8 protein-coding genes are annotated in these 13,832 nt (G+C 63.0%); 5 read left to right on the forward strand and 3 right to left on the reverse strand.

All coding sequences use genetic code 11. The annotated features are described in order from the left end of the window. Positions 1 to 152 precede the first annotated feature (152 nt). Positions 153 to 1,037, forward strand: a complete 885-nt coding sequence (gene mmsB, locus NKJ32_RS07645; RefSeq protein ID WP_023676486.1) for a 3-hydroxyisobutyrate dehydrogenase — start codon at positions 153 to 155, stop codon at positions 1,035 to 1,037. Between the two features lie 328 nt (positions 1,038 to 1,365). Here the strand turns inward: mmsB and NKJ32_RS07650 are convergent, their stop codons facing one another. The 3 genes from NKJ32_RS07650 to NKJ32_RS07660 all read right to left on the reverse strand — a co-directional run bounded on the left by NKJ32_RS07650 (position 1,366) and on the right by NKJ32_RS07660 (position 6,311). Next, positions 1,366 to 2,745 carry an aspartate aminotransferase family protein gene (locus NKJ32_RS07650; protein ID WP_352452083.1) on the reverse strand — a complete coding sequence of 460 codons (1,380 nt, stop codon included), beginning with the start codon at positions 2,743 to 2,745 and terminating at the stop codon, positions 1,366 to 1,368. Positions 2,746 to 2,985: 240 nt separating this feature from the next. Next, positions 2,986 to 5,055: a prolyl oligopeptidase family serine peptidase gene (locus tag NKJ32_RS07655; protein WP_352587681.1), complete on the reverse strand. Its 2,070-nt coding sequence runs from the start codon at positions 5,053 to 5,055 to the stop codon at positions 2,986 to 2,988. A gap of 95 nt (positions 5,056 to 5,150) precedes the next feature. Continuing rightward, positions 5,151 to 6,311, reverse strand: a complete 1,161-nt coding sequence (locus NKJ32_RS07660) for an MFS transporter (protein ID WP_352587678.1) — start codon at positions 6,309 to 6,311, stop codon at positions 5,151 to 5,153. A 208-nt stretch (positions 6,312 to 6,519) separates the two neighbouring features. Between NKJ32_RS07660 and NKJ32_RS07665 the strand changes: the two genes are divergently transcribed. The 4 genes from NKJ32_RS07665 to NKJ32_RS07680 all read left to right on the forward strand — a co-directional run bounded on the left by NKJ32_RS07665 (position 6,520) and on the right by NKJ32_RS07680 (position 13,832). Further along, positions 6,520 to 8,097: a trimethylamine methyltransferase family protein gene (locus tag NKJ32_RS07665; RefSeq protein ID WP_023676493.1), complete on the forward strand. Its 1,578-nt coding sequence runs from the start codon at positions 6,520 to 6,522 to the stop codon at positions 8,095 to 8,097. A 132-nt stretch (positions 8,098 to 8,229) separates the two neighbouring features. Further along, complete coding sequence (locus NKJ32_RS07670; protein ID WP_352756703.1) at positions 8,230 to 10,827, forward strand: GcvT family protein; 2,598 nt, start codon at positions 8,230 to 8,232, stop codon at positions 10,825 to 10,827. 88 nt (positions 10,828 to 10,915) lie between these two features. After that, the gene (locus NKJ32_RS07675) at positions 10,916 to 12,493 is read left to right on the forward strand and encodes an ArnT family glycosyltransferase (RefSeq protein ID WP_352827234.1); all 1,578 of its coding nucleotides are present in this window, start codon (positions 10,916 to 10,918) and stop codon (positions 12,491 to 12,493) included. Positions 12,494 to 12,518: 25 nt separating this feature from the next. Further along, entirely contained in the window at positions 12,519 to 13,832 is a 1,314-nt protein-coding gene (locus NKJ32_RS07680; RefSeq protein ID WP_352827296.1) for a M24 family metallopeptidase, read from the forward strand.

Consider the following 13,832-nt stretch of genomic DNA (forward strand, 5'->3'; position numbering starts at 1 on the left):
GAATAGTGAATGGTGAATGGTGCATGGTGAATGGTGAGGCTATCATATAGACCATGAGGTAATACATGATCCATACTGACTACTTACTACTGACTACTGACTACTGACTATTCACTATTCACTATTCACTATTCCACTCACGGAGCGCCATTATGACCACCATCGCCTTCATCGGCCTCGGCAATATGGGCAATCCGATGGCCTCCAACCTGGTCAAGGCCGGATATGCCGTGCACGGCTTCGACCTGGTGCCGGAGAACCTCGTCATCGCCAGGGAACACGGCGTCGTCGTCATGGCCAACGCCGTTGCGGCGGTGAAAGACGCCGATGCGGTCATCACCATGTTGCCGGCCGGCAAGCATGTTCTGTCGGTTTACGCAGACATAGCGTCCAAGGCAAAAAAAGGCGCGCTGTTCATCGATTCCTCGACCATCGATGTCGAGTCGGCTCGAAAGGCCCATGCCATCGCCGCCAAGCACGGGTTGCTGTCGATCGACGCGCCGGTCTCCGGCGGCACGGGCGGTGCGGCGGCCGGCACGCTGACCTTCATGGCCGGCGGTTCGAAGGATGCCTTCGCCAAGGCCGAACCAATCCTCAAGCCGATGGCCGGCCGCATCGTTCATTGCGGCGACGACGGCGCCGGACAGGCGGCGAAGATCTGCAACAATATGATTTTGGGCATTTCGATGATCGGCGTTGCCGAGGCCTTCGTGCTGGCGGAAAAGCTCGGCCTGTCGCACCAGGCGCTGTTCGACGTCGCCTCGACCTCGTCCGGCCAGTGCTGGTCGCTGACCACCTATTGCCCGGTGCCCGGCCCGGTGCCGACATCGCCCGCCAACAATGGCTATAAGCCTGGGTTCGCGGCGGCACTGATGCTGAAGGACCTGAAACTGTCGCAGGAGGCCGCACAGAGCGTCGGTGCAGCAACGCCGCTCGGCGCCGAGGCAGCCCAGCTCTATGCGCTGTTCAACGCACAAGGGAATGCCGGCGCGGATTTTTCCGGCATCATTAATTTCCTCCGTGGTAACCCGGCGTAAGCTTCCAAGTTCACAGGTTTTCGATCTGCCCAAAGCGGAAAGTCGGCAAATTTAGGTTTGCTTAAGCTCTTGCTAACCCTGCAGTAACGATATGCGTTTAGAACGGATTGCGAGGCGGACATCCGCCCGGCGCTCCGGATCAGGTCTCGCGTACCGGAGCCCGTAAGTTTCGCCGTTAGTTTCGCAAGTGTATTGTTGGCGAAGCGCCATGCGTATCTGGCAAAGCCGCGTTCCGATGGAGCGCGGTTTTTGCGTTTTCGCATCCTCGCCTGGCGAGCGCCCATTCGAACGCCGGGCGCCCGACATGGAGCGCCCAGCGATCGCCTCCCTAATGCTTGCGCAAATCTGCTTGCGCCAGGTCGAGCGCCGTGGCGATGCGGTCGCAGGCCATGTCGATCGTCTCGCGCGTCCAGATCAGCGGCGGCGACAGGATCATCGTGTCGCCGGTAGCGCGCAGCATCATGCCCTGGACAATCGCGTGGTCGCGAACCATCACCGCCGCGCTGCCGGCCGGCAGGAAGCGCTCCTTGGTCACCTTGTCCTTGACGATCTCGATCGCCCCCATCAGCCCGAACGAGCGCACCTCGCCGACCAGATCGTGCCCACCGAGACGTTCCTGCAGCGCCCTGGCGAAGTAAGGCCCGGTGTCGTTCCTCACGCGCTCGACCAGGCCTTCGCGCTCGATGATCTCGAGGTTCTTCAGTGCCACCGCGCAGGCCACCGGATGCCCGGCATAGGTGTAGCCGTGATAGAATTCGCCGCCCTTTTCGACCAGCGTCGCCGCGATGCGGTCGCCGACCAGCAGCGCCGACAGCGGCTGATAGCCAGAGGTCAGCGCCTTGGCCGTGGTGATGGTGTCGGGCTCGACATCGAAGGCTTGTGCGGCGAACCACTCGCCTGTGCGGCCATATCCGGTGATGACCTCGTCCAGCATCAGCAGGACATCGTATTTGCGGCAGATGCGCTGCACCTCCGGCCAATAGCTCATCGGCGGGATCTTCACCCCGCCTGCCCCCATTACCGGCTCGCCGATGAAGGCGGCCACCTTGTCGGCGCCGGCTTCGAGGATCGCGTCCTCGACCGCTTTTGCCGCACGCAGGCCGAAATCATGGTCGCTTTCGCCGGGCAGTGCGAGCTCATAGGCATAGGGCATCATCACATGGACGATGTTGGGCACGGCGCCGCCGAGCTGCTTGTGCATCAAATCCATGCCGCCGAGCGAGGCGCCGGCGATGGTCGAGCCGTGGTAGCCCATCTTGCGTGAGATAATGCGGTTCTTCTCGGGCCTGCCTTCCAGCACCCAATAGTGACGGACCAGGCGCAGCGCCGTGTCGTTGGCCTCCGAACCGGACGAGCCGTAGAACACCTGGTTGATGTGCCTTGGCGCGATCTCCGCCAGCTTTTTCGACAGCAGAACCGGCGTCGGCGTCGAGCATTTGAAGAAAGAGTTGTAGTAGGGCAATTCCTTCATCTGGGCGTAGGCGGCGTCGGCAAGCTCGTCGCGGCCATAGCCGACATTGACGCACCACAGCCCAGCCATGCCGTCGAGGATTTCCGTCCCTTCGGCATCATAGATGAACGGCCCGTTGGCGTGGGTGATGATGCGCGAGCCGGTCTCGCGCATCTCTTTGTGGTCGGTGAACGGATGAAGGTGATGCGCGGCATCGATCTGCTGAAGCTGCTTCAGCGAATAATTCTGGTAGGTCATGTCTGGTCTTTCCTCTTGAACCAATCCGGCAGCTTTCGCGCCGGGGCGGATTCGTCAGAGGACAGCGGGCGGCGAATAGCCGATGCGAGCGCAGAGCCGCAACAGCTCGGCGCGTAGCGTGCGCGACGACGGCGTCACCGCCACCCCAAATGCGCAACCCGATTTCGCCAGCCGAGCCATGCATGCACCTTAGGCTGCCTCGAGCCCTCAGTTCAAGCCGTGCCGGTCAAGCGACGCCGGTCAATTGGTGCCAGTCAGGGCCCGCTGCAGGAAGACGTACTTCATCGCCGCCTGTGCGGCCTGCGGCCGCCGGTCGCCGCGTCCGCCATGGCCGCCCTCGGTCTCCTCGAAGAACAGCGTCTTGCCGTGGCCGGCCGCCTGCAGCCGTGCCGCCATCTTGCGGGCATGCCCGGGATGGACGCGATCGTCGGCGGTCGAGGTCGTCAGCAACACCGGCGGATAGGCTGCATCCGTGTCTACATGCTGATAGGGCGAATAGGCGGCGAGCCAGGCTGCCTCTTCCGGCTTCGCCGGATCGCCATACTCGGCCATCCATGACGCGCCGGGCGGCAGCTCGGTGTAGCGCAGCATATCGAGCAGCGGCACGTCGATGATCACTGCACCGAACAATTCCGGGTGCTGGGTCAGCGAGACGCCGGTCAGCAAGCCACCATTCGATCCGCCCTGGATGCCCAGTGTGGCGGGCGTAGCGATGCCGCGTTTGACCAGATCTTGCGCGACGGCAGCGAAATCGTCGAAGGCATTCTGGCGATTGGCCTTGAGCGCCGCCTGGTGCCAGTTCGGGCCGAACTCGCCGCCGCCGCGGATGTTGGCCTGCACATAGGCATTGCCCTTCTCCAGCCACAGCCTGCCGCGTACGCCGGCATAGCCGGGCAGCAGCGGCACTTCGAAGCCGCCATAGCCGTAAAGCAATGTCGGCACGGGTCCATGCAAGTCGCGCCTCCTGACGACGAAGTACGGGATCATCGTGCCATCCTTCGAGCGCGCCTCGAACTGTTCGGAGAGCAGGGACGACGCGTCGAAACGCGCCGGCTGCGACTTCACCGTTGCCAGCCCCGCGGCGTTGTCGTCCGACCAGATGATCGAGCTCGGCGTCAGGAAATCGGTGAAGGAGAAGGAGACGCTGGAACCGAAATGCTCGGCATGGCTGATGCCGACATTGCCGTTTTCGGGCAACGCCACGGGCTTGAACTCCCAGCCGCTGTCGCTGCGCTTGCCGGCGACGACCTTGCCGCGCACATTGTCCATCAAATTGATGAACAGCCGGTCCTGCGTGCGGGCAATGCCGGCGATCGAGACGCGGTGCGCCGGCTCGAGCACGGTATCGAGGGATCCGAATAGCCCGGTTTCGATCCAGCGCTCGAAATCGAGTGAATAGAGTCCGTCGGGCTTACACAGCGTGCCGTCCGGCGCAGTCCACGGGGTACGCACGCCAAAGACGAGCTGGCCTTTGAACAGCGCCGTATCGGTGACGTCGTCCGGCAACGGGATGCGCCTGTTTCCGCCGGAAGGCAGCCGCAGGAAGCTGTGCGAGGCGAAGAAGTCGATGGTCCGGGCGAGGAAGACATGACGCTTGTCGCCGTCGAATTCGACGGACCCGCCGGCGGCAAGATCCTGCTTCAGCGCCTCGAAGATCGGCATCGCCGCTTCCAGTGGCGTGCCGCGCCGCCAAAGCTTGACCACGCGCGGATAACCGGACTGGGTCTTGTCGTCCTCCTCGAAGGCGGCGGAAACGATAACCGTGTCCTCGTCCAGCCAGCTAAAGCTCGATTTCGAGGCAGGAGCGCGAAAGCCGCCATCGACGAACGATCTGCTTTCGATATCGAATTCGCGCATCTCGCTGGCATCGCCGCCATCCGGCGACAGGTTGAGCAGGCAGCGGCTGAAGTCGGGGTAGAGCCGGCTGGCGCCGCTGAACACCCATTTCACCCCCTCTTTCGCCGCCAGACTGTCGAAGTCGATGATCGTCTGCCATTCCGGCTTGTCGGTCTTGTAGGAGGCGACGGTGGTGCGCCGCCAGAGGCCGAGTACGTTCGTCCGGTCCTGCCAGAAATTATAGACATAGCCGTTGATAGCGGCCCCGACGGCGATGTTATCCTCGGCTGTCATCAGGTCGAGCGCCGTCTCGAACGACGTCTGATAGGACGGATCACCCTGCAGCTCCCCGACCGTAACTGCATTTTGGTGATGCACCCAGTCGAGCGCCTGCTTGCCCCTCCTGTCCTCAAGCCAGAGAAACGGGTCTTCGGCCGCCGAACCCGGCTGGCCCTTGGTATTCGATTTGGTCATGAGGTCTCCGGTTGAGTCGGGTGGCGACATAGCCAAGATCGACATGGGGCCGCTTACATTCAAGCCATTCGTCAGAAACGGCGGCTTTCTGGCATTCACACCATCCGTCTTCGAATGACCGTTACAACTGCCAGCGCCAGGCAAATGGCACCGAGCGTCATTGGCAGGCCGCCGGCGCCAACAACATCCATGGCGCTGCCCGCCAGCGGCGGCACGGCGATGCCGCCGACGCCCCACATCAGCGAGAAGGCGGCGTTGCCGGCGACCAGTGCCGAGCCGGTGAACCGCTCGCCGAGTTCAATGATCGACATCGTGTAAATGCCGTAGGAAACCGCGCCCCAGATGAAGACGCACGGCCAGATCAGCGGCGTCTCGATGAGAACCGGCAACAGAACGCATCCCAGCACCGTCATCGAAACACAGATGAACCGCACCAGCCGCGCCGTCAGTCGTTCCGCCAGCAGGCCGAGCGGCACCTGCATAGCGATGTTGCCGGCGATCATCACCGACAGCAGCGCCGACATGCGCGCTTCGGCGATGCCGTAATGCGTTCCATAGACCGGCAGCAAGGCGAGCACCGCCTGTTCGAAACCGGCGGCCACGATCACCGCCGATAACAGCAGCCACGCCTGCGGCACGAACCCCAGCACCGAAACGCGGTGCCCGCTCTCGTCGACCTTGGGCAGCCGTGCCAGCACCGAGGCGAGGCAGGCGCCGCAAAACAGGAATGCGGCGATGCCGACCAGAAACGGCGGCCATCCCTCGGTGCCGACCGCAAGCAGGCACAGCGGCCCCGCCGCAAAGCCCGCCGAAATGATCGTCGAATAGATGCCCATGACGCGGCCGCGGCGTGCCGGCGGCGCCAGTGCGATCACCCAGACTTCGCTCAGCACGTAGAGCGGGTTGGTGACGGCGCCGATCAAAAAGCGCAGCGGAAACCACAGATAGACACTTTGCGTCCAGCCGATCAGCGCCAGCACCAGCGCGGAAAGTGCCGCGCAAGTAAGCGCGGTGCGCCCTGCCCCGAAACGCCGCGCCAGCGCCGGAACCAGCGGCGACGAGACGATGAAGCCGATCGGCGTCATTGCCGCCGATAGGCCGATCATGGCCGGCGAGACGCCCTGGCGCTGCAGGATGAAGCTCAACAGCGGATAGCTCAGCCCTTGCGCGATGGCGAACACCGAGACGGTGGCGATCACGCCGGTGATCGCCGCCCATTGCACTGTCTCGCCGCTGTCCTGTTCCGCCCGGTCCATGATGCAGGACTAGCGTTTCGCTTTCATCGCGGTAAGCACCGGCAACGAAAACCGCTTGCGCCAGCCGGAAGAGATAAGAGCCTGACGATCCCTCCGGCTGCCCTTCAGGCATGTCGCTTCCCTCGTCCTAGTGGTCGCCGCCTCCGCAATGGCTGGTCGGCCGGCAGTCCATTATGCCGCCGCATTGCCGCAGCGTACGAGGACTATCATGACCGCCGCCCTTCAGCCCGCCGAACCCGCATTGGCAAACGACCGCGCCCGTCGCGGCGGCCGCGCGGGAAAGCGTGCCGGCGGATCGGCGGCGTTCGAGCAGCCGCCGTTTCGGCAGTTGAAGAACCCGCTGGCGCCGACCCGGCTGGTTTCCGACGACGAGCTGGAATCTATCCACCTCGCCTCTCTGCGCGTGCTGCGGGAAATCGGCGTCGACGTGCTGCATGACGAAGCCCGGCGCATCATGAAGGCGCATGGCGCCGATGTCCGCGAAGGCAGCGAGCGGGTGCGCTTCGACAGTGACATGATCCTGGAACTGGTTGCGCACTGCCCGCCGGAATTCACCATCCACGCCCGCAACCCGGCGCACAACGTGCGCTTCGGCGGCGATAATCTGATCATCTCGATGATGGCGTCGGCGCCCAATTGCTCCGACGTCGACCGCGGCCGCCGGCCGGGCAACCAGCAGGACTACCGCAACTTCCTCAAGCTTGCGCAGATGCACAACATATTGAACTGCACGGGCGGCTATCCGGTCGAGCCGATCGACATCCATCCGTCCGTCCGCCACCTTGAATGCATCCGTGACCTCGCCACGCTGACCGACAAGATGTTCCACATCTATTCGCTCGGCAAGGAGCGCAACGTCGACGGCATTGAGATCACCAGGATCGCACGTGGCATCAGCCATGAGCAGTTGCTTGCAGAGCCGTCGGTATTCACCATCATCAACACCAATTCGCCGCTCAAGCTCGACGTGCCGATGATGGAAGGCATCATCCAGATGTCGAGCAAGGGCCAGGTGGTCATCGTGACGCCGTTCACCCTGTCCGGCGCCATGGCGCCGGTGACGATTGCCGGCGCGCTGGTGCAGCAGAATGCCGAGGCGCTGTCCGGCATCGCCTTTGCGCAGATGGTGCGCAAGGGCGCGCCTGTCGGCTACGGCGGCTTCACCTCGAACGTCGATATGAAGTCCGGCGCGCCGGCCTTCGGCACGCCGGAATATATGAAGGCGCAGCTGGTCGGCGGGCAGCTCGCCCGCCGCTACAACATCCCCTACCGCACCTCCAACACCTGCGCCGCCAACACGGTCGATGCGCAGGCCGCCTATGAAAGCGTGTTCTCACTGTGGGGCGCCATCCAGGGCGGCGGCAATCTGATGATGCATGCGGCCGGCTGGCTGGAAGGCGGCCTGCGCTGCTCCTACGAGAAGACCATCCTCGACATAGACCTGTTGCAGATGGTCGCCGAGTTCCTGACGCCGCTCGATCTTTCCGAGGAAGCACTCGGTTTCGACGCCATACAGTCCGTCGGCCCCGGCGGCCATTTCTTCGGCACCCAGCACACGCAGGACCGCTACAAGACCGCGTTCTATGCGCCTATTATCTCGGACTGGCGCAATTTCGAGAGTTGGGCGGAGGCCGGGTCGCCGACGGCGCTCGAAAAGGCCAATCGCGTCTGGAAGGAACGGCTGGCCTCCTATGAAGAGCCTTACATGGATCCGGCAATCAGGGAGGAGCTCAACGCTTTCGTCGACAAGCGCCGGGCCGAAGGCGGCGCGCCGACCGATTTCTGATCATCTGATGAGTAGTCGACCCCCACTCCGTCTTGATGGCAGGCTGACCGGAAACATCGCTGTATCCGATCTCCGCTTTGTTTTCGCGCCCCGCTCACTCGATTCAATCTCTTCAAAAACGGAATTATCTTCATGAAATCTCATGCAAAAGCGGTTGTCATCGGCGGCGGGGTCGTTGGCTGCTCGGTGCTCTATCATCTGGCCAAGGCTGGCTGGAACGACATCATGCTGATCGAGCGTTCGGAGCTCACTTCCGGCTCGTCCTGGCATGCGGCGGGCGGCTTCCATACGCTGAACGGCGATCCCAACGTCGCCAAGCTGCAGGCCTACACGGTGCAGCTTTACAAGGAGATCGAGGAGATTTCCGGCCAATCCTGCTCGCTGCACCTGACCGGCGGCGTGATGATGGCTGACACGCCCGAGCGCATGGACTTCTTGCGGCTCGCCCACGCCAAGGGCCGCTATCTCGGCATGGACACCGAACTGATCACGCCGTCCGAAGCCAAGGCGATGTTCCCGCTGATGGACGAGACGAATTTCGTCGGCGCCATGTGGGATCCAGTCGAGGGTCATCTCGACCCTTCCGGCACCACCCATGCCTATGCCAAGGCCGCCAGGAAGCTAGGCGCCGAGATCGTACTGCGCAACCGCGTCGTGGAACTGACGCAGGAGGTCGACGGCACCTGGAACGTCGTCACTGAGCAAGGCACAGTCAAAGCCGAGCATGTGGTTAACTGCGGCGGCCTGTGGGCGCGCGAGATCGGTCGCATGGTCGGCGTCGAACTGCCGGTGCTGGCCATGGAGCACATGTATCTCCTGACCGAGCCGATGCCGGAGGTCGAGGAATTCAACAAGTCGACCGGCCGCGAGATGATTGGCGTGCTCGATTTCAAGGGCGAGATCTATACCCGCCAGGAGCGCAACGGCATCCTGCTCGGCACCTATGAAAAGGCCTGCAAGCCGTGGTCGCCGGTCAGCACGCCCTGGGATTTCGGCCACGAGCTGCTGCAGCCAGACATCGACCGCATCGCGCCGTCGCTCGAGATCGGCTTCAAGCATTTCCCCGGCATCGAGAAGGCCGGCATCAAGCAGATCATCAACGGCCCCTTCACCTTCGCGCTGGACGGCAACCCGCTGGTCGGCCCGGTGCAGGGCCTGACCAATTTCTGGTGCGCCTGCGCCGTCATGGCCGGCTTCAGCCAGGGCGGCGGCGTCGGCCTGGCGCTGTCGAACTGGATGGTCCATGGCGACCCCGGCTTCGACGTCTGGGGCATGGACGTTGCGCGCTTCGGCGAATGGGCAACGCTGCGCTATACCAACGCAAAGGTCCGCGAAAATTATTCGCGCCGCTTCTCCATCCGCTTTCCCAACGAGGAATTACCGGCGGCAAGACCAGCGAAGACGACCCCGCTTTACGACACCATGCTCGCCAACAACGCCGTCATGGGCGACAGCTGGGGTCTCGAAACCCCGCTCTGGTTCGCGCCGAAAGGCTCGGAGCCGAAGGACGTCGTGTCCTTCCACCGCTCCAATGATTTCCGCCCGATCGGCGAGGAAGTGCGCGCCACCCGCGAGAGGGTCGGCGTCACCGAGATCGCCAACTTCGCCAAATACGAAGTCTCCGGGCCAGGGGCCGAGGACTTCCTCAACCGTCTGATGACCAATCGCATGCCGAAGACCGGCCGCATCGTGCTGACGCCCATGCTGAACGAGTTCGGCCGGCTGATCGGGGACTTCACCATTGCCAAGGCGGGCCCAAGGGGTGGGGAAGACCGCTTCATGATATGGGGTTCTTCGGCAGCGCAAAAATACCACATGCGCTGGTTCGAGAAGCATCTGCCGAAGGACGGTCCAAGGGCGTCAGAGGTGCGCATCCACCGCTTCGACCAGACGCTGGTCGGGTTGTCGATCGCCGGGCCGAAATCCCGCGACCTGCTGCAGAAACTGGTCGATGTCGACATCTCGACCAAGGCCTTCCGCTTCATGGATTTCCGCGAGATGGCGGTCGGCGGAGCGCCCTGCATGGTCAACCGGATCACCTACACCGGCGACCTCGGCTATGAGATCTGGATGGCGCCTGCCTACCAGCGCCTGGTCTACAAGGCAATCAAGGAGGCTGGCGAAGAGTTTGGCCTTGTCGATTTCGGCATGCGGGCTTTGCTCTCGATGCGCCTTGAGAAGAACTTCCCGACCTGGTTCCGCGAGTTACGTCCGATCTACGGACCGTTCGAAGGCTCGATGGACCGCTTCATCAAGCTAGAGAAGAACGACTTCATCGGCCGGGAAGCAGCGGCCAAGGAACAGGCAGAAGGGCCGAAACTGCGCCGTGTCTCCTTCATCGTCGATGCCGCGGATGCAGACGTCATGGGCGACGAGCCGATCTGGGCCAAGGTCGGCGGCAAGGATTACGGCACCGTGGAAAAGCCGCATGGCTATGGCGCGCCGCGCTTCGACGCGGGCGGCAAGGAAGTGCGCGGCTCGAACGCCGCCGAAGGCGCGTCTGCCGTGCGCGGCATTGTCGACGGCGACTGGCGCGTGGTCGGCTGGGTCACCTCCGGCGGCTATGCGCATTATGTCGAGAAGTCGATGGCGCAAGGCTATGTACCGGCAGCGCTTGCCGAGAACGAGAGCGCCGGGCTGTTCGAGATCGAAATCCTCGGGCAACGGCGGCCGGCACGCATCAATGTCGAGCCGCCCTTCGACCCGAGCGGCGAAAAGATGAGGACGTAGGCGCAGCCAGCCGGTCGCATTGTGCGGAGCATACTCTTCATGCTAGCGCAGCCGGCAACACTCTGCTGGCAAGTGCGATGAGATTTCATTGAAGTACAATCTGAGATGGGCCGAGTGGCTGGCCGAGGGACGGATCGGCCCCTTCCCGGCGGCGATCATCATGGTCGCGGCTTACTTTGCCTTGCAGACCATCATACTGTCCCTGTTGAGCTCTTGGGCGGGAACCGGCGTCGGCATCGATGATGCGGAGCAGCTGATCTATGTTCCGTATCTCTGGGCTGGATATGGCGGCTCGCAACCACCCCTGTACACCTGGATCAACTGGCTGGCCGCGCATGTTTTCGGCACCAGTATCTTCACGCTGAAGCTCGTCAAATACTCCGTGCTGTTCCTTGGCGCCTGCAGCGTGTTCGCCGCCATGCGGCGGTTCGGCTACACCAAAGCGACAGCGGCGGCGGCCATGTTCGGCCTGTTTACGATCCCGCAGATCGTCTGGGAATCGCAGCGCGCCTTGTCGCATTCCGTCGCCGTCGTCGGCTTCTGCTCGCTGCTCCTGCTGGCCATGGCCTATCTTCTCGAGCGGCGAAGCATGATCGCCTATGCGGCGTTTGGCCTGGCCACGGCGGCGGCAATTCTTGCCAAATATAATGATGTCTTCCTCGTGGTGGCCCTTGTTGCGGCCGTGCTGTCGCTGCGCGAATGGCGCGGCGCGATCCTCGATCCGAAGTTCGCCATCAGCATAGCAGTCGCGATATTGGTGCTGGCGCCAACCACCTATTGGAGCCTCATGCATCCCGCCGATTTATTGTCGAGAGGCGAGAAGTTCGGAATAGACGCGCAACAAGGGCGCGTGGCGGCGGCCTTTGTCGGCGCCGGCAAGTTTATCATGGGCACCTTCAATTTCGCGGTCTTGCCCGTTCTCGTTTCCGCCCTCACTTTCTGGCTGGCGAAGTTCCGTTTCTCCGAGCGGCACCCGAAAGGTCCGGCAAGGGAAATTCTGTTGTGGCGTACTTTGGCGCTCGGCTTGGCCATGCTGGCAATACTTGTACTTGCCACCGGCGTGACGGTGGTCAAGGACCGCTGGCTGCTGCCCGTCCTGTTCATCTTGCCGCTGGCCATCGTCGCTACAATGGAACGGCTGGCGCCGCGGGGCAGGAATGCGCAGCTTCTGGTGATCGCGGCTGGAGCGATCATCGCCGTGCTGCTCGCGCCCGCCACCTGGTACGTCCAGATAAACGGGACCAGTGGCCTCTCGCGGATGATCCGCGTGGATTACCCCGCCCTCTATCGCCAGCTGACTGCGGACGGACCGGTCAAAACCGCAATATCTGATGGTGCATGGGTCGGAAACCTGCGGTTGGTCGACGAAAAACTGGTCGCACTTGACCAGGAAGTGCCTAATTTCGAAACGCTGATGCAGGAGCCAGCCGTACTCGTCTGGCTTGACCGAGACGATCCGCGTCCGGTCATTTTGGAGCAGCTCAAAGCGGCCGGCTATGAGCCGGACGGCCAACCACGGCAAATGATGGTTCCGCTGTTGCGCGGCACCGGCAAGTCCGCCCGGGCCGGCGCCTATGTAAGATTGAAGAGAATGGCGGTGGGAGAAGCCACGGCGCCCAAGGAAGGCGTTAGCGGAGGAGCCGAGGGTGGACAGGAACCCGACTGACCGGCCCCGTCATCACCGCAAGATCATGCCGTTCGAGCCCGACGGCTCGAATGATGTGCTGCACAAAAAATCGCGGCTGAAGGCCGCTGAACTCAACCAGCATGCGCTGGGCTATGGAGCGCTGGCGGAAGCCGAATGGCAGGCGGCGGGCATTGCTGCTCCTGACCTGCCCGCCATGCGCCGATACCGGCTCGAGCGCATCCGCGCCGAGCTGAAGCGCCGCGACTATGCGGGAGCCCTGCTCTACGATCCGGTCAACATCCGCTACGCAACGGATGCGACCAACATGCAGCTCTGGGTCTCACACAATCGGACCAGGCATTGTTTCGTTGCCACCGATGGCCCGGTGGTGCTGTTCGACTATTTCTCCTGCGAGCACCTTTCCGATCATTCCGGCGTCGTCGACGAGGTGCGGCCGGCGGTGTCGTGGGCTTATCTGTACAGCGGCGAGCTGACCGGTCGAAAAGTCCGCCGCTGGGCAGCCGGCATCGCCGAGCTGGTATTGGAACATGGTGGCGACAATCGCCGTATCGCCGTCGACCATATCAATCCCGAGGGCATCGAAGAGCTCGCCCGCCTCGGCATCTCGACCGGCAATGGCGAGGCGGTGATGGAAAATGCGCGGCTGATAAAATCACCCGACGAGATCCTTGCCATGCGCCGGGCGATCGCCGCTTGCGAGGCGGCAATGGGCGAGATGGAGAAGGCGCTGAGGCCTGGCATCTCCGAGAACGAATTGTGGGCCGAACTCCATCGCGGCAACATCGCGCGCGGCGGCGAATGGATCGAAACCCGGCTCCTGTCGTCGGGGCCGCGCACCAATCCATGGTTCCAGGAGTGTTCGTCGCGGGCGATCGAGGCCGGCGAGCTCGTCGCTTTCGACACCGACCTGATCGGTCCTTACGGCTTCTGCGCCGACCTTTCGCGCACCTGGCTTTGCGGTGACGCGCCGCCGTCGCAGGAGCAGCGCGACCTGTTCCGCATCGCCGCCGACCAGATCGCCCACAACACGGAGCTGATGCGGCCGGGCATATCGTTCCGCGACCTCGTCGAGGGCTCGTCAGTGCCACCGGGAGACTGCTTCCCGGCCCGTTACGGGGTGCTCTATCACGGCGTCGGCCTTGCCGACGAATACCCGACTTTGCCGCATGCTAGCGACTGGACCGACGACACACCGGACGGAGTGCTCGAACCTGGCATGGTGCTGTGCGTCGAGAGCTATATCGGTCGGCTTGGCGGCTACGAAGGCGTCAAGATCGAAGAACAGATCCTGATCACTGAAACCGGCAACGAGAAGCTTTCGACCTACCCGCTCGACAATCGGCTACTTGGCGGCTGA

Source organism: Mesorhizobium sp. M0159, from assembly GCF_040322295.1.
Classification (GTDB): Bacteria; Pseudomonadota; Alphaproteobacteria; order Rhizobiales; family Rhizobiaceae; genus Mesorhizobium.